The 15,819-nt window shown below is 55.4% G+C and carries 18 protein-coding genes; 2 read left to right on the plus strand and 16 right to left on the minus strand.

Going from position 1 to position 15,819, the window contains the following annotated elements:
- Window positions 1–134: 134 nt before the first annotated feature.
- From GT019_RS16020 to GT019_RS16035, 4 genes are all read right to left on the minus strand, one after another.
- Window positions 135–1,466 (minus strand): MFS transporter, encoded by a 1,332-nt coding sequence (locus GT019_RS16020; RefSeq protein WP_161744199.1) that lies wholly within the window; start codon window positions 1,464–1,466, stop codon window positions 135–137.
- 248 nt (window positions 1,467–1,714) lie between these two features.
- The gene (locus GT019_RS16025) at window positions 1,715–3,106 is read right to left on the minus strand and encodes a glycoside hydrolase family 32 protein (RefSeq protein WP_161744200.1); all 1,392 of its coding nucleotides are present in this window, start codon (window positions 3,104–3,106) and stop codon (window positions 1,715–1,717) included.
- Between the two features lie 75 nt (window positions 3,107–3,181).
- Complete coding sequence (locus GT019_RS16030; RefSeq protein WP_161744201.1) at window positions 3,182–4,339, minus strand: glycoside hydrolase family 172 protein; 1,158 nt, start codon at window positions 4,337–4,339, stop codon at window positions 3,182–3,184.
- Between the two features lie 257 nt (window positions 4,340–4,596).
- Window positions 4,597–5,334, minus strand: a complete 738-nt coding sequence (locus GT019_RS16035; RefSeq protein ID WP_161744202.1) for a ThuA domain-containing protein — start codon at window positions 5,332–5,334, stop codon at window positions 4,597–4,599.
- A gap of 184 nt (window positions 5,335–5,518) precedes the next feature.
- On the opposite strand from GT019_RS16035, the gene GT019_RS16040 reads away from it, so the two are divergent.
- Window positions 5,519–6,448 carry an AraC family transcriptional regulator gene (locus GT019_RS16040; protein WP_161744203.1) on the plus strand — a complete coding sequence of 310 codons (930 nt, stop codon included), beginning with the start codon at window positions 5,519–5,521 and terminating at the stop codon, window positions 6,446–6,448.
- Between the two features lie 189 nt (window positions 6,449–6,637).
- Here the strand turns inward: GT019_RS16040 and GT019_RS16045 are convergent, their stop codons facing one another.
- A complete protein-coding gene (locus GT019_RS16045) occupies window positions 6,638–7,591 on the minus strand; it encodes a glycoside hydrolase family protein (protein ID WP_161744204.1) in 954 nt (317 codons plus the stop codon).
- A gap of 286 nt (window positions 7,592–7,877) precedes the next feature.
- Here GT019_RS16045 and GT019_RS16050 point away from each other — a divergent pair, with 286 nt between their 5' ends.
- Window positions 7,878–8,771 carry a helix-turn-helix transcriptional regulator gene (locus GT019_RS16050; protein WP_161744205.1) on the plus strand — a complete coding sequence of 298 codons (894 nt, stop codon included), beginning with the start codon at window positions 7,878–7,880 and terminating at the stop codon, window positions 8,769–8,771.
- Window positions 8,772–9,059: 288 nt separating this feature from the next.
- On the opposite strand, the gene GT019_RS16055 is transcribed toward GT019_RS16050, so the two are convergent.
- The 11 genes from GT019_RS16055 to GT019_RS16105 form a co-directional block, all read right to left on the minus strand.
- Window positions 9,060–9,632: a DinB family protein gene (locus GT019_RS16055; protein WP_161744206.1), complete on the minus strand. Its 573-nt coding sequence runs from the start codon at window positions 9,630–9,632 to the stop codon at window positions 9,060–9,062.
- Between the two features lie 29 nt (window positions 9,633–9,661).
- Complete coding sequence (locus GT019_RS16060) at window positions 9,662–10,093, minus strand: NUDIX hydrolase (protein WP_161744207.1); 432 nt, start codon at window positions 10,091–10,093, stop codon at window positions 9,662–9,664.
- Complete coding sequence (locus GT019_RS16065) at window positions 10,090–10,485, minus strand: DUF4265 domain-containing protein (RefSeq protein ID WP_161744208.1); 396 nt, start codon at window positions 10,483–10,485, stop codon at window positions 10,090–10,092. The genes GT019_RS16060 and GT019_RS16065 overlap by 4 nt, the downstream gene beginning before the upstream one ends.
- Before the next feature lie 62 nt (window positions 10,486–10,547).
- Window positions 10,548–11,135 (minus strand): metallophosphoesterase family protein, encoded by a 588-nt coding sequence (locus tag GT019_RS16070; RefSeq protein WP_161744209.1) that lies wholly within the window; start codon window positions 11,133–11,135, stop codon window positions 10,548–10,550.
- Between the two features lie 37 nt (window positions 11,136–11,172).
- Window positions 11,173–11,640, minus strand: coding sequence for a hypothetical protein (locus GT019_RS16075; protein ID WP_161744210.1), 468 nt, complete (start codon window positions 11,638–11,640; stop codon window positions 11,173–11,175).
- Window positions 11,641–11,810: 170 nt separating this feature from the next.
- On the minus strand, window positions 11,811–12,404 hold the full coding sequence (locus GT019_RS16080; RefSeq protein WP_161744211.1) for a hypothetical protein: 594 nt from the start codon (window positions 12,402–12,404) through the stop codon (window positions 11,811–11,813).
- 28 nt (window positions 12,405–12,432) lie between these two features.
- On the minus strand, window positions 12,433–12,915 hold the full coding sequence (locus GT019_RS16085) for a hypothetical protein (protein ID WP_161744212.1): 483 nt from the start codon (window positions 12,913–12,915) through the stop codon (window positions 12,433–12,435).
- Window positions 12,916–12,998: 83 nt separating this feature from the next.
- On the minus strand, window positions 12,999–13,616 hold the full coding sequence (locus GT019_RS31590) for a hypothetical protein (RefSeq protein WP_201755413.1): 618 nt from the start codon (window positions 13,614–13,616) through the stop codon (window positions 12,999–13,001).
- Window positions 13,617–13,877: 261 nt separating this feature from the next.
- Window positions 13,878–14,255 carry a DUF4181 domain-containing protein gene (locus GT019_RS16095; protein WP_161744213.1) on the minus strand — a complete coding sequence of 126 codons (378 nt, stop codon included), beginning with the start codon at window positions 14,253–14,255 and terminating at the stop codon, window positions 13,878–13,880.
- Between the two features lie 209 nt (window positions 14,256–14,464).
- The gene (locus GT019_RS16100) at window positions 14,465–15,004 is read right to left on the minus strand and encodes a histidine phosphatase family protein (protein ID WP_161744214.1); all 540 of its coding nucleotides are present in this window, start codon (window positions 15,002–15,004) and stop codon (window positions 14,465–14,467) included.
- 12 nt (window positions 15,005–15,016) lie between these two features.
- Window positions 15,017–15,355 carry a hypothetical protein gene (locus GT019_RS16105; RefSeq protein WP_161744215.1) on the minus strand — a complete coding sequence of 113 codons (339 nt, stop codon included), beginning with the start codon at window positions 15,353–15,355 and terminating at the stop codon, window positions 15,017–15,019.
- Window positions 15,356–15,819: the final 464 nt, after the last annotated feature.

Consider the following 15,819-nt stretch of genomic DNA (forward strand, 5'->3'; position numbering starts at 1 on the left):
GAAGCTTTGTTACGTGACTGTGCTAAATTGCTATTTTACTAGTTTACCCTATTTTAATAGAGAATAACGTGTCGAAAAAGCAAAAAAAGCGACTTTTTTGTCGCTTTTTTTTGGAAATAAGGATGGTTCCGTTTTCAAGCCGGTTTCTTGACCGCTTCGCGCGCCTGTCCGCGCTGGGCAAACGGCGGAATGAAGGCGATCAGGCTCATGATCAGTCCGAACAAGAAGAGCTTGTGAATCCCGTCGTAGAAGTGAACGGTCTTCGTCACGAAGGCGCCCATGACCGTGACCCCGACGGCCGTGCCGATGTTGCGCGCGAACATTTGGAGCGAGGTCGAGATGCCTTTTTCGTGCGCCTCGACCAACTGCTGCGAACCGATGATGGACACCGTGGAAAGCAGCCCGTACGCCAGGCCGTAAACCGTCATCGCCAGGAATACGAACGCGAGCGGCGTGCTTTCCCGGAATTCCAGCAGGAGCAGGCCCGTCGCGATCAGCATGATATTCCCCGCGATCAGCAGCGGCTTGTAGCCGTAGCGCAGCACCCATTTGCCCGCCGGCACCGACACGGCCATCCAGCCGAACGCCACGAACAGCAGCGCCACCCCGCTGACGAGCAGAGAATGGCCTTGGTTCTGCACGAACAGCGGCACGAAGCTCGAAGCGCCGAAGAGCGCCATGTACGAGAGGAGCGAGCCCGCCAGCATCCAGGAAACCGGCTTGTTGCGCAGCAGCGAGAGCGGCACGATCGGCGACGCGTGCCGCCGCTCGTACAGGAAGAACGCCGCGATCAGCACGATGCCGCCCGCCGCGTACCAGATCACGCCGCGTTCGACGATGGTCGTGGCCAGCAGCAGCGAGACGCCGCCGGAGAACAGCAGCGCGCCGAGCACGTCGATTGACGATTTCTTCGGCACGTACACTTCCTTGTAGGGCAGCAGCGTCAGGAACGAGACGAGGCAGATCGGCAGATTGACGAAGAAAATCCAGTGCCAGCTCAAATACTCGACGAACAGCGAGCCGAGCAGCGGCGCAAGCACGGCGGACAGCCCCCACATCGCGGTGAAGAACGCTTGGATCTTGCCGCGCTGCTCGACCGGGAACAGGTCGCCCGCCAGGATGGCCGGGAACGGCAGCATGAAGCCGGCGCCGATGCCTTGAACGGCGCGGAAGATCACGAGCTGCGCCATCGTCTGCGAGAATCCGCACAGCAGGGAACCGCCCAGGAACAACAGGATGCCCACGGCGAAGATCCGTTTGCGCCCGAACAAGTCGGACAATCTTCCCGCGAGCGGCGAGAGCACGGTGGACGCGATCATATAGGCGGTGAACACCCAGGCGTACAGCTTGGCGCCGCCCAGGTCCTTCACGATGATGGGAATCGTCGTATTGATGATCGTCGAATCCATGGACGCCACGAGCATGGCCAGCACGATGCTGATCATGACGACGACGCGATTATTCATTTGGGCTAACCTCCTTGGTCGCGTGAATCATTCTGGTCGTACCTATGTCTATAATTGTATAGGAGTACGACCGAAATGACTAGGGAAAGTGACGCCGGGCGTGAGGTTCTGCGGAGCGTCGGCTTGGACAGGCTCGAGGACGGCGCCGATCGGGCAGCAGAAAAAAAGCGGCCGACGCTTGTCGACCGCCTCTTTCAAACAGCCTTCGGAACTATGCAAAGTCGCCATGTCCGCGCTGCAGCTCCCGCTTAACGGTACTCGGCCGCTTTCATTTCCCAGAACGCCATATCGGCCACGCGAACCGCTCCGTCCGCTTGCAGCCGCATGCCATGGCTATCGTCCAAGGAAGGATAGACCCGCGCCGAGATGCAGGTCTCGTCGCCGGCGAACAGTTCGATGGACGACTGATCGACGAACAGGCGCAGCTTGAGCGCGCGTTCCCCCTCCTCCAGATTGAACCGGCCGACAAGGGGAGACTTGCGCACCTCCGGGAACAGGCTCGACGCCGAACGGTCGACGGTGATCGTACCCCCCGCGAAATCGACGCGCACGTCCGTATGTTCCCGGCCGCAAGCGGACGCAAGCACGGAGACGGTCAATTCGCCGACGCCGCCGGTAGGCAGCTCGATGTCGAGCGCGCACTCGAAGGAGGACGACGCCACTCCCGGGTCGAACGGGTCCGTGCCGACCCGCACATCCGCCCAACTCCGGCGTTCGCCCCGCAATGCTTCCAGCTCGGGAATCGGCGTGATCGCGAGCGCGCCGTTCGGTTTCAGGTCCACCAAGCGCGGCAGCGCCAAGGCGCCCGTCCACTCGAGCGGCACCGGGAAATTCTCCCCCCTGCTCTCCGGCATCCAGCCGAGCAGGACGCGCCGACCCCGCTCGTCGACGAATCCCGTCGAAGCGTAGAAGCCTTCCCAGCCTCCGTAATCGACGATGCCGCGGCGTGCCACTTCCGAGAATCCGTCGGACGCGAACGTGCCCGAGACGTAGCCGACCGGGCCGCTCGGCGAATAGCACACGACGGCTTTATCGCCGAACCGGAAGATATGCGGGCATTCCCAGATGCCCTCTTCCCCCTGGTGGAATAAACCGCCGAAGCGCCAATCCTTCAGATCCGCCGAACGATAGATCAGCCCGCAGCCCTTGCCCTCCGCGATGCCGCCGAGCAGCATGTTCCATTCGCCGCCTTCTTTCCACACGTACGGGTCCCGCCATTCCGTGACGCGAAGGTCCCCGTGAAGCTCGGCCGTCAGGACGGGATTATAATCCGGCTTCCGCCAGTCTACCGTATCCCCGCTTCGGGCGGTCCACTGCTGCGCGCCTGTCGTCGCGTTCCGTTCGCCCTCGCCGATGCTCGTATAGAACAGCGTCACCTCGTCGCCGTCGACGACCGCGCAGCCGGAATAGCAGTGAAGCTCCCCCAACTCCTTCGAAGGCGCGAGCGCGACGGGCAGCCGTTCCCAATGGACGAGATCCAGGCTCTTGGCGTGCCCCCAGTGGATGTCTCCCCATTCCTTGCCGGACGGATTGTGCTGGTAGAACAGATGGTACTCGCCATGCAAATGAAAAGGGCCGTTCGGGTCGTTCATCCAATTGCGCGGCGGCGTGAAATGATACCTCGGTCTGTAGCGATCCATGTTACGCGCTCCTCTCGTTTCTACAGTGTCTCCGCCATTCGCCCCTTCGCGATCGCGAGCGTGCGGCGGCAATGATCAGAACGTCCGATAGAACCTGCGCGCGCTCTCCTTCTCGGCCAGCGGCAGCCGCAGCGCGACCGGCAGCATCTCGGGAAACGCCTTGTGCGGCTCGCGCTGGTACCAGTACGCGACGGACGCGTAGTCGTTGGACTGGGCGTTCCCGTGGCCGTGCTCGATGCTGAAGCGAATCGAGCTGCGGAAGATAATCGGATCGACGATATGAAAACGGTACTGCGTCATTTTGCCGGAATATTCGTTGAACGGGATCGTGTTGCTCTCCCGCCAGGCGTCGCCGTTCTCCCGGATCGGCGCGTAGAGCGACAACCCGTGGTACGGCGCGTAATACTGGCCGGAGGGATAGCCCCATGCCGCGCAGAAATAATCTTCCGTTCCCGTTCCGTGCAGGCGCGGGGGCCACGGCTCCCCGTCGATGAAGAACATGTCGTCCCCTTCGCCGGGCCAGCTGAACCCCGGCATCGGGTTGATATGGTCGATGCTGAGGTTGCAGCCTACGTAATGGCCTTCGCCTTCGGCGTCCAGCAGGACGTAATTCCCGTCTCCCGTCAGGTTCTTGACCTCGTACACCTTCGCGTCGGCATACGAGGCTTGATCCTGCCTGTCCTGCTCTGCCTTAAGCCGGTCGAGATCCACCGTCCCCTCGGTGGGATTCTCTCTCCGCCAGGACGCGTGGAAATAGAAGCTGTCGTCCGATACCGGCTGCTTCACGTAGTCCACGTAATAGTAGAGCACGATATCGTGCTCGCATTCGTTGACCAGCTCGATCCGCGCGCTTTGCCGGAACGGCATCTCGAAGAAGCAGTTCATGGCGGCTTTGTTCTCCACGATGCCCTGCGTCGTGATCATGTTCAGCGGCATCGACACGTAATGGCTGGCCACGCCGTGGCCGACGCCGAAGAAGTCGCCGACGGGCGAGTCCACGCTCGGCTCGCGCTCATCGTCCCAGTACATGCGAAGCAGCACCTTGCGGAACGCATGCTTGTCCCGGGAAGAGACGGTCATCCAGATATGCTTGACGATGCCCGCGCCTTCGATATCCGCGATCACCGCCGCGGTCCCTGCCTGAATCTCGATAAAATCCCGATTGCCGCCGGTTCGGTCCCAGCTGGACGCCCGGTGCGAAGTGCCTTCCTTGCGCAGATAGAGTGCATGCATGTCGCGCGATCGCTCCGTTTCCGAGTAAAGGCTTAATTGCAAGCGCAATCATTTCCTTAATGCCGTTATTATTTCAAATGCGCGCATAGGGGTCAATCCCTCTTCCAGCTTATTTCCATTCGCCGGGCTCGAGCAGCCTTGCTCCAGCCGCAGCCGCGGTACGCGACTAAGCGCAAACGGGCTTCAAGCACGTTCGCTTGAAGCCCGTTCGTTTCCATCATCGGTTTGTCCGTCTCCGAAGCCTGCACGGCCGACGCTTAATGCGCGCCCTTGATCGGCTCGAGCGGCGTTGCGGCATGGCCGTACTTCGGATACTCGCGGCCGACCGGCGCCGCCCATTTGACCGCGTTGTCGATGACCCTGCGCACCTGCGGGTTATGATAGGTCGGGTACGTCTCGTGGCCCGGGCGGAAGTAGAACACCTTGCCTGCCCCGCGGGTGTAGCAGCAGCCGCTGCGGAACACTTCGCCGCCCTCGAACCAGCTCACCATGACGAGCTCGTCCGGCTGCGGGATGTCGAAGTGCTCGCCGTACATTTCTTCCGCCGGCAGCTCGATGTATTCGCCGATGCCCGCCGCGATCGGATGCGCCGGATTCACGACCCAGATGCGCTCCTTCTCGTCCGCTTCGCGCCATTTCAGGTCGCAGGACGTGCCCATCAGCTTCCGGAAAATTTTCGAGAAATGGCCGGAGTGAAGCACGATCAGCCCCATGCCGCGCAATACGCGGTCGTAGACGCGCTGCACGATCTCGTCCTGCACCTCGCCATGCGCCAGATGTCCCCACCAGATCAGGACGTCGGTGTCGTTCAGCACTTCCTCCGTCAGTCCATGCTCCGGCTCGTCGAGCGTCGCGAACCGGATCTCGCCTTGCACGTTCAGGCCTTCGGCAATCGCGGCATGCATGCCTGCCGGGTAAATCTCGCCCACGACGGGGTTCTTCTTCTCGTGGCGGTACTCGTTCCAGATCGTCACGTTAATCGATTGTTGGGTCATGTTCGTATCGTTCCTCCTGTAAGGGCATTCATTTTGCTTTTATTATAAGGAACGGGGCGGACCGGATCGATTGCAGATCGGACGAATTTTTTACGGTATTCTGTCTTCCCGCGTCCAAGAGGCCCGATTCGTGCTACACTGGCCTTACGACATCTTGCATTCAGACGGCCGAAGGAGCAGCGCGATGACAACCGAAATCCACCATGAGCATGTCGCCTACCAGAATCCGTTTCTCGCCATCAAGATTTGGCGGATCGATTCGAGCCGGGAGCATGACAAAGCGTACGGCACGGGCAAGCAGGCGGGCCGCAAGCCGCCCTTTCCCGCGTGGAATTACCATGACGAAATCGAATTCCTGCTCATTCTCCGCGGCGAGATGACCGCCTATTACGGCGATGAGCAGCTGCCCTTGCGCAAAGGCGACGTCGCGCTGTTCGGTTCGGCCGAGCCCCATACGACGCAGCAGACGAAGGCGACGCCGCTCAGCTATCTCGTCTTCCAGCTCAACCTGCGCAAATACTGGGATCACAGTACGATGAACAACATGATGCATTTCGCGGAGATCTTCCGCCCCCTGAGCGCGCTCAACTATATCTTCCGGGAGAACCGCGAGGCCCGCGCGCGGGTCGCGGCGCTCATCCGCGACATCTACAAGGAGATGAACGAGGACCGGATCGGCTGCGAGCTGGCGGTATCGTCGATGGTCAAGCTGATCCTGCTGACGCTCCTGCGCAGCGACGACCGGAAGCTGCTTCACTACCACGATCATCTGCTCTACGAGCGGCTGCGGCCCGCGATCAATTACGTGGAGGAGCATCTGCACGAGAAGCTGTCCGTGGAGACGGTGAGCGGGCTGCTGAACCTGAGCGGCACCCACTTCATGAAATCGTTCAAGAAGGCGCTCGGCATGACGTTCACCGAATTCGTGGTCTTTAAGCGCATTAAGCGCGCCGAACAGCTGCTGCTCACGAGCGACATCAGCATCGCGGAGGCGGCCGTCGCCGTCGGCATGTCGAACCTCGGGCACTTCTACCAGTTGTTCAACCGCCTGAACGACTGCTCGCCGAAGCAGTTCCGGGACCGGCTGCGGACGGATGCGGGCGGGCGGGCGTAGACGGGCCGCAAGCGGCATGCCGTGCTTCGGAATAAAAAAGCTATTCCCGGGCTACGGCTAGTCGGGGCTGCACCCTGCCAGAAGGGGCCGGCCCGACCCATAGGGCCATGGAATAGCTTTTTATCGTTCTCCCTATAAAAGGCATGCTGCTTATTGAAATAAAGGTACGCTGCTTAATGTAATGAAGCTCTACGCCTTCGGAATCGAGGCCATGCAAATCTGCGAGGAGATGTCCCAGCTGTATTTGCCTCGGCTTCCTTCGTACAGGAGGACGAACTCGCGCTCCGTCTCGATCAACGCCGGGAACCAGATCGCGCCGCCGTCCTCCTGCCCCATTGCGCCGCAACCGAAGATCGGATTGCCGGGATGCGACTCCCAGTTCAGCAGATCCGCCGAGCGGGCGAGGCCGAAGAAATCCGGCTCGTCCGCCAGGTACGAGCTGCCGCCGTACAGCATGTAGAACGCATCGCCGTCCTTCATCAGCCGCGCCGTGACGATGGACAAGGCATCCCAGCTGCCCGGCGTTCCGGCGAAGATCGGCCGGTCCGACACCGGTTCGAAATGAATGCCGTCCGTCGAGCGGGACAGATAGAGCCGGTAGCCGTCGTTTTGCAGGAGCTGGTAGATCATGTAGATCTGCCCGTCCTTCACGATGGCGGCGGGGGCCCGGCCTTCCATGATGCTGCCGACCTTCTCGAAGCTGACGCCGTCGCGGCTGACCGCGAGGCCGACGCAGTCCGGTCCGGCGCCGATCGCGGAATAATAGACGAATACCCGGTCCCGGAACACGACCGCGGACGGGTCGAGCACGTCCTTGCCGTCGAACGCGTCCGGTCCGCCGACGTCCACGATCGGCTCGCCGCCGTTCAGCTCGCGCAGCCTGATCTTGTCCCGGGTCACCTCCAAGATCTCGGCAACGCCCAGCCGGTCATGCCGCTGCCCGTCCGTATTCGGCTGAATGCCGTTGCCCCTGTAGTAAAGCAGCTGCTTGCCGCCGAACGCGATCACGTCGGGGTTCGCGACCCAGACGCTCCGCCAGGAATCGCCGCTTGCCGGGATGACCGGATTATGGGGGGAATGCGCCCAGGACAGGCAGTTTCGCCGGTAATCGCCGTTGAATAAGTTCCACAGTTGCTCGCTCATCGATTCGCGCCTCCTCTTTCCCTCTTCTCCTCTCCACTATAGAAAACGAAGAAACAAGCGGCAAGCGCCGATCGAAACGAATGCTTGGATTTTTGAAACGAATGCTATCGCTCCGCACGGACTCCAGCGGCACGGTTGCGGGGGATTCATCAGCATACGATCAAGCGCCCGTTGACAACGCTTCTGCGTTCGAATTATCCTTTGGTAAACCGTAGCGCGGTTTCATTTCGGCTATTATAACCTGCATTTTCGAAACCCGCTTAGAACCAAGAATAGAGGGATCCCGATGCCGCTGACCGATCTGATCGTCCAAATCCCGCCCCTGCCCCATTTTCTGACCGCCGGACGGGACGTGTTCGCGGCCGGCTCCCGGCATGTCGAGCGGCGGGCGATCGGCGTCTTCGATCTGATCGTCGTTGCGAGCGGCGCTCTCTTCCTGGGAGAAGCCGGCGAGGAAGCCCGAATCGGAGCCGGGGAGGCGCTGGTGCTGCGGCCCGATTTGCATCATTATCCGACGCGGCCCTGCGAGACGGAGACGCATTTTTACTGGCTTCATTTTCAGATCCAATCTCCCTGGACGGAGTACGGCGAGCACGGCGCTCTTGCCGCGTCCTCGCTGCGAAGCGCGGAATCCCTGCACCCGGGCGATCATGGGCGCCAGTACGAGCTGCGCCTGCCCCGCCATCTGGCGCTGACGAATGCGCCGGATACCTACGCCGAGATCGAAGGACTGCTCGCGCTGAACGCCAAATCGGACCTGGCGAGCAGCTGGAAACAGCAGTCGGTCTTCCACGGCCTGCTGTTTCGCCTATGCGGCGACGCCCGGCAGAATCGCGCCGATTCCGCTGCCGTTCAGCTGGCGGAACGCGCGGCTTCGTTCCTCAAGGCGCATTACCGCCAGCCCGTGACGAACGAGCGGCTGCGGGACGCGCTGAACTATCACCCGATCTACATCACGCGCTGCATGCGCGCCGTCTTCGGCCGCACGCCGAACGAGTACGTGAACGAGTACCGCCTGGAGCAGGCGAAGCTGCTGCTGCTGACCACGGACAAGCCCGTCGCCGAGATCGCGGCGGCCGTCGGCTACGAGGATCCGGCGTATTTCGCGCGCCGCTTCAGCCGAGCTATCGGGATCAGTCCGTCGGCGTACCGGAATCGGTTCGAGGCAGGGGAGCAGTGACGGAATGGAGGGACATTCGAAGGCATCGCGACCCCGGCGTGAAGATGAAGGCCGACTGCCCGACCTGCAATTCACGGCCGCCGCGCTAACGAGAACAGCCGCTCGTCACTGGAAGGACGAACGGCCGTCTGTTGCCTTAATCTAGCAAAATTATCGATTCACACACAGGTTACCTCTATGAATGTCCGCTTCTTGAACTTCTTTTCAGTACATTCAATTGCAGATTCTCAATGTTGCAACGCGCCGTTTTCCGGCCATGCTCATTCCGCTCGCGTTTGAATCCCCCGGCTATTCGGCCATTCGGAACGCTTCATATTCCGCATTCACGCCCTGCATCTGCGCGATATGCCGCTTCGCGTGCTGGCACAGGAAATAGAGGTATTGATACACGTCGATTTTCCCCAGTCCATTGACGGTCATGGTCGTTTTATGCAAGGCACCTTCGCCGCCGCCCAGCTCGCCCAGAATCGTTTTGCACTCGCTGATCTGCCGAGCAAGCAGCGCGCGCACCTCGATCGGGCTCATCTTGCCCGTCGGCTCCATATGCTCCGGCCTCATCCAGACAAACGCCTTATGCTTGCCAATCGCCTCAAGCTCATCCAAGTTATAGCGATACCCCGCCAATTCGCCGACCAAATCGCTCTTCGCCGCGAGCTCCAACGCTTTCTTCTTTCCTTTACGAATCAGAATGAGCAGGAAATGATTGGTTAAGGTCACATGCTCCAGAATCTGCGCCTGGCTCCAACCCGTGCTTGGCGCGAATGCGAGCCGCGGCTCTTCCGCATGAAACCAGGGTTCGTACGCCTCAAGGACATCGGACAGCTCACGGTCGATGACATCCAAGGTCCGTTGTACCGTCATTGGCATTCCTCATTTCGACATGATGAGCTTCACCAACCCAAGCTTTCAAACCATAGCAGCCGATGATCTTTCTCCAGCGCCATTCGGATATAGCCGATCATGGGCTCCGGCAGCTCCCTGATGGGGAACCAGGCCAACGCTTCGCATTTGTGCGGCTCGACATTGGTGATTTCCCCGCTCCACGCGCGCACGTTCAGGTAGAAATCGATCCACTCCGAGTTGACGTTCTTCCGATGAACCACCCCGACGATGTCGAGATCCTCCGGTAAAATATCGACGCCGGCTTCTTCCTTCGCCTCCCGGATCGCGGCCGACTTCACTTCTTCCCCGCCGTCGATTCGACCGGCAACGACGCTCCATTTGCCGTCTTCGAATCCGGTATTCCGCCTCTTCAAGAGCAGCACATGCTCGTCCCGATAGAACAAGAGATGGACGGCGCCGTAAAATATAGGTGTCTTCACTTCAATCCTCCGCGGTCTATCTTCTCGATGGTGGCGTTCACTTCACTGACGATTGCGCGCTCGGCATCCTTCGGTACGTTGATGACGAGCACGCCGCCGAATACCTGCTCGTATCGGCCCTCCATTCGGCTGATCGCTTCCTTGATCTGCTCGATCTCGGAGGATTCGCTGACTTCCTTGCTCAGCAGCCACGAATGCCGGACCAGCTCCGACTTCTGCAGGGTCTCGACGTAGTAATAGATGTCTTTCTCTACTTTGACGCGAATCCGATCCCCATACGAGACATGCTCGCTAAAGATCGGGTTCTCCGCCATGATCAGGATGTCGTTGTCGATCACGGTCACATCGAGCACTTCGATCTCGCGGCCGACCTCATCGAAGCATAATGACAATGGACGAATCTCTTGCATCTCGGTTCACCTGCTTTGACTTCATATTCGCCTTCGCGCTCCCGCTAGACCTCGACCAAGCGGTAACCGAAGGCATTGATAATCCGCGTGTCCTGATAGTGATGCACGCGTTGGTTTCTTCCGTAGTTCAGATGCTGATGGCCATGTAAAAGCAATTTTGGCTTATAACGGTCCATGAAGTCAACAAAACATTGAAAGCCGCGGTGGCATAAATCCTCGCCGTCCCCGAGCTTATAGGCCGGGGCATGCGTGACCAAGATGTCCACGCCTTTGCCCAACCACAGCCTCGGCTTCCGTTTGGCGATTCGCCGGCTCATCTGACGTTCGGAATATTGATGCGTGCCGGGACTGTACCGATAACTGCCGCCGAGTCCCATGATCCGCAGTCCCCGGCAGCGAACGATTCGATCCTCGATGCATTCGCAGCCCTCGGGCGGAGCCGCCGCGTACTTCGTGTCATGGTTGCCATGCACGTACAACAGAGGCACGGGAATCATGCTCACCAAATAAGACAAATACTCGGCCTTCAGATCGCCGCAGGAAATGATCAATTCAACGTCCCGGAACCTTTCGCGGTCAAAATAGTCCCAAATGTACGTCGATTCTTCGTCGGACACCACCAGTATTTTCATGACCGTTCGACCTCCGCCTGGCCGTATTTGGACTTCGTTACCGAATCTCGTTCTTTTCGTTGATACCGGGCTTTCCGGGCAAATATTCGAGAATCACGCTGTCCGCTTCATCATAGAATACCGTCACTTCCGGGAGTCCGTCCGTACTCGTCGAGAGCACCGAGGCTTCTTTTTGCTTTCGCTTCCGGTCCCGATAGGTATAGACCAAGAATACCAGATTGCTGTTGTTGAACGTGATAAACGAGTTGCTCCACCCTTTAAAGCTGCCCTTGGTTTGAAGCCCGGTTTGAATCAGCCTGATTTTCTTGTTCGCCCGCACGATGCTGACCGCCATGAGCATTAGCCCAGTCAGCAGGATGGCCACGACTGCGGGCAGCGCAGTGATATCCCGCGCCACGGCATAAGCGAGCGTAATGAACCCGATTAGGGCGACTACGGCGCTGAACCGCGTGAATCGGCTGCCCAGCCGGATGGTCCAGATACGGAATTTCGATATCGTTCTCATGCTAGTTGTCATCGTCCGGACAATCCGCGCCAGGCGGGTTCGTGGCAGTCTTAGCTTTTAACCGCGTTAAACGCACGGAAGTGGTGGCTTTGCTCATTTTTTCGGCTCCTTAGGTTCTTACACCGGTATATCGTACTTTTCATTAAATGCTGCGTGAATGGATCCGTTTCTTATCCTTCAAGACAGGCTGGAACAAATACGTTTACTAATTGGTTCAATCCAGTAAAATGTTCCTTAGCGATTGAAACCACCAATAAACTCTGATCAATCTCTGCATAATAGAGTCTCTTCTTGCTGCCATACGCCATCAGCAATTTGGAGAATATAGCGATTATTTCTTTATCTAACCAATCATCATGTATCGCTAGATCGTACGTATAGGCATTTCCATTTACGGTAAAGAAAATTCTGGCTTCCTCTTCCTCGATATCCACGTAATCCTTTATATGATCAATTTCGATTTCAGCCTTCAGTAACGCTTTCAGCTTGTCGAGTACGCGAGCATAATCTCCATGCCCCTCGATACATTCAGCATCGAAATACCGGACCTCGTCGCTTACAGGCAAAAACTTACCGTCTTCTAATTCTGCATCCGATCCTAACTCCATTAATAATAATAAATACGGCTTGTCCTCGTAAGCTCTTTTCTCGAAGCTCAAGCAGTTCTCTAACTCTATGCCTCTATTGATCTCGATTCCAATTGACTGAAGAAGATTCAATTGGTCGTCTATGCTTACTCTTTTTTTCTTAAACCATGCCCTCAAGCGTAGTCATTCCTCCAATCAAAAGCTCTTATCGATAGATCCCAAGTTTTATTACATATTTAGATCTCGGTAGATAAACCGCCTCTATTTCTTTATCAAAATCCTGTTCAGGAATTTCGTATACGCTTATTAGGGAAATGTTCTTCACTTTTATTCCCTGGAATAAGCTGCGTGAGCTTAAGTGGTCAATATGTTCCGGAAACCCTTTTACGGTGCGATAGTCCTTAGTCATATAATTACCAATGTCCAAATAACCAGGTGCCCAAACGAAACAAAAGAAGACCAACATTCCGATTCCAACTATGGGAAATGCTATTCTTGTAAAGATTCTTCTCACCTTATTTTTAATTTTTTCCAACTTGGAAAAAGTTCCAAAAATTGATAATATCCCAATGGTTAATATATACAATCCAAAAAGAAGCCAACATGGAAAATAGCTAAGACAAAACATACTGATAAAAAAGGGGAAAATAATTAACCCCCAAATGAGATGATTTAAAATTCTCTTCATTTCATGGCTCCATCTTTTTCGTGCAAGGTAATTTAAACTAATAGCACCGTCAAACCATTATCACGCGCATGGCTAAGCGCTGCCTAAAATAATTGAATTTCCGGAAAGTGAATTTGCCAGTACGTTTGGAAGAATTGCAGGGTTTTCGATTTCGCCTCGGCGGATATTCCGCGATCTTCAAAATCCGTCCTACTCCAGTATGGATAATTCATATAGATGCACTTCCAATGCTTCTTCAGTTCCAAATAAAAATCCATATCATGATGATTATATCGTTTATTCCAAATCACGAATTGCTCTATTGGGTTTTCGCCCTCGAACCTTGCCCCATCAGGTGCAGGACCTTTATACTCATCTCCATAAAACGCATCAACGAGTTTTATTTTCCCTACGATGTTCGCATTCATTTCCTCAAGGTCTTCGGCAGGTATCCATAATTCATGGTGCATGCTGGATCCGACCAACTGCTCTTCATAGTTGTCAATAAACGGACTTGAAACCCTAAACTCAGTAACGAACCCCACGTAGCCGGAAAATTTATCTTTCGTATTCCAATCACGAGCAATTTGATCTGCATAGGGTTTATTCAGAACAGGATAAAAAATCGGTTGTTCTGGCAATCTTGGCGGAAATCCTGTTAGATTCGCATCTAATATCAAACCCATTTCGGCAAGTCCAACAGGTCGAAATAACGTTCGCATGTCAATTTGTCCCTTCAACTAGTTTTTCTGCCCGTACGAATGGTTTACTTTCTACCAAAATCCAGTTCATATCTACCTTCCGCCAATTTCTTCAATTCATTATTCCGATGCTCCTATACCGCTTCAATAACAAGCGTTCAACAGCCCAACCTATTGGCCCGAATGGAGCTTAGAAAGTCAATGTATCCCTCATGGTCGTTTTGTGTTCTTGTTCCTTAAACGCATGGATGTGTTTTAAGTTCTTAAAAGCGCCCACGCGCGTCAGAAGATAAAGATTACCATGTATATGAAACCCACCGCGAATTGAACAAGCGAAACCATGTATTCCTTGGAGCCTATTAAATACCTCCATTCCATAAATGCCTGCTGTCCCGCGGCAACTGAAAAAACCAGTAGCCAGAACCACTTCAGCGCGTTGATATTCGAGGTATCCAACACAAAGAAAAAAACGAACAACGTGACGATTACGAGCAGTCCTTTGACCAACCGATTGATATTCTTGCCCGGCGTATCGGAAATCTTATTTGATTCTTCTGGAAGGATAAATTTCTTGACTGCTAGTTGTGTCAAAGCCAACAGCATCAGCAATAACGCAAGGGGCAATGTCAGGGACTGTATGTTCGAAACGGAAAACGTCACGAAATTCCTCCTTTGAGTTGGGCATTAATTGGCTAAAACAACGAGTTCAATTTGTTTGCTGTTACTGCTATTCCTTTGGTTCATAACCGGCAATTGAACATGATCCACGTTTTCAATCAATTTACTCAAGTTTATCCCCTCCCTTGTTCGCATCCCACTGCCTCGCGTTTGATCCGCGTAGCGCCCTATAAAATAATTCTCAGCATGGTTCACTTCCATATCCGCTTTACGCTGTGTTTGTCCGTATCCAGCACCAATTCATATACGTCCGGGTTTTTCATGGCCAACCAATCATCGAATCCAAAATCCTTTTTGAAATTCCGGATCATCAATGCCAGCAGGTTTCCATGCGACACGACGGCAATCGTATGTTCGCCGCCATCCATGAGTTCGTTGATAACCGCCATCCCCCGCCGAGCAGCTTCCGAAGAGGATTCTCCTCCTTGCAATTTTAGGTCCGTGTCATGAAAGGATTCTCTCAATCTATCCATCCAATCTGCCATTGCAACCGAACTTAAGACCCTTTCCGATAATCTCGAATCGATATTCACGGAAAGGTTGGTTAACTCCGAAAACGGCTTTATGGAATGAACGGCTCTTAAAAAGGGGCTCGAAATAATCAATTCAATCTGCTTATCCAAGAGAAATAACGAGAGAGACTTCGCTTGCGCCACCCCCTCAAGCGTAAGCTCCGCATCCGGTTCTTGCCCCTTGGCCTTGCAATGTCGAATGAGATAGATCGTCTTCATGCGCATCCCCCATTATCTGATGATTACGCCGATCAGGAAATATACGGCGGCAAGAACAAGCAGGCCGATCACGAAGGCTTTAAGAAAATCGGCAATCGAACGCCTAAGGTCGAAACGCTCCTGCTTCAGATTTCTGTAGAAGCTAAACACCGCATACGCAATCACGAACGCGATCGAAGTTCTGACCGATGCGCGCAAGATATCGAAAACCAGATCTCGGATAGGCACGGTTTGCGCTGAAATCATGCCAGATCCTTCATGAACGATCTTCGTATCCGGATAATAGAGAATGGCGATGAACAGCCCGAAAATGAATCCGTATAGACCTGCTTTAATGAGTTTCCGCTCCATTGCGATAGATCCGCCCTTCGAATTTCAAGATATTTGCCGCGCTTACGCCACTACGCACGACGTTCCTCCGCCTTGACCGTCCCCTCCCGAATCGCGACCGAGCTCTTCCTTCTAATTTCCACTTTACGGAAATATCGAGCGAAAGTCGACAGCTTTTAGCCACTCATCCGCTTCCCGACAAGCGGCCAACCCACATGCCCGGCGGCACCTGAGTGGGACAGACCTGCCTTTGCGCCGTTCTTGGCAGGATTCCCGGGGTCAGCGACTTATCGGGCAATCGACTTTCCTGCGATCCGCGCGAGGCGAATTCTTGCCGAAAAACGTTATATTCCCCCGCAATATGCCACTTTTTAGACATTTGCCAATCTTTGGAACCATTATGAAAGTCTCTATTCATCCATTCATTTCCACTCTATAATTTAAATCATTAAATTGTCTTAATTTTCGCACTAAAGTAAAAATTT

The organism is Paenibacillus glycinis, from assembly GCF_009909185.1.
Lineage (GTDB): Bacteria > Bacillota > Bacilli > Paenibacillales > Paenibacillaceae > Paenibacillus_Z > Paenibacillus_Z glycinis.

Excerpts from the sequence above, each read along its gene's own strand:
- GT019_RS16020 (WP_161744199.1), bottom strand. The coding sequence starts at position 1,466 with ATGAATAATCGCGTCGTCGTCATGATCAGCATCGTGCTGGCCATGCTC.
- GT019_RS16025 (WP_161744200.1), bottom strand. The coding sequence starts at position 3,106 with ATGGATCGCTACAGACCGAGGTATCATTTCACGCCGCCGCGCAATTGG.
- GT019_RS16030 (WP_161744201.1), bottom strand. The coding sequence starts at position 4,339 with ATGCATGCACTCTATCTGCGCAAGGAAGGCACTTCGCACCGGGCGTCC.
- GT019_RS16035 (WP_161744202.1), bottom strand. The coding sequence starts at position 5,334 with ATGACCCAACAATCGATTAACGTGACGATCTGGAACGAGTACCGCCAC.
- GT019_RS16040 (WP_161744203.1), top strand. The coding sequence starts at position 5,519 with ATGACAACCGAAATCCACCATGAGCATGTCGCCTACCAGAATCCGTTT.
- GT019_RS16045 (WP_161744204.1), bottom strand. The coding sequence starts at position 7,591 with ATGAGCGAGCAACTGTGGAACTTATTCAACGGCGATTACCGGCGAAAC.
- GT019_RS16050 (WP_161744205.1), top strand. The coding sequence starts at position 7,878 with ATGCCGCTGACCGATCTGATCGTCCAAATCCCGCCCCTGCCCCATTTT.
- GT019_RS16055 (WP_161744206.1), bottom strand. The coding sequence starts at position 9,632 with ATGACGGTACAACGGACCTTGGATGTCATCGACCGTGAGCTGTCCGAT.
- GT019_RS16070 (WP_161744209.1), bottom strand. The coding sequence starts at position 11,135 with ATGAAAATACTGGTGGTGTCCGACGAAGAATCGACGTACATTTGGGAC.
- GT019_RS16075 (WP_161744210.1), bottom strand. The coding sequence starts at position 11,640 with ATGAGAACGATATCGAAATTCCGTATCTGGACCATCCGGCTGGGCAGC.
- GT019_RS16085 (WP_161744212.1), bottom strand. The coding sequence starts at position 12,915 with ATGAAGAGAATTTTAAATCATCTCATTTGGGGGTTAATTATTTTCCCC.
- GT019_RS31590 (WP_201755413.1), bottom strand. The coding sequence starts at position 13,616 with ATGCGAACGTTATTTCGACCTGTTGGACTTGCCGAAATGGGTTTGATA.
- GT019_RS16100 (WP_161744214.1), bottom strand. The coding sequence starts at position 15,004 with ATGAAGACGATCTATCTCATTCGACATTGCAAGGCCAAGGGGCAAGAA.
- GT019_RS16105 (WP_161744215.1), bottom strand. The coding sequence starts at position 15,355 with ATGGAGCGGAAACTCATTAAAGCAGGTCTATACGGATTCATTTTCGGG.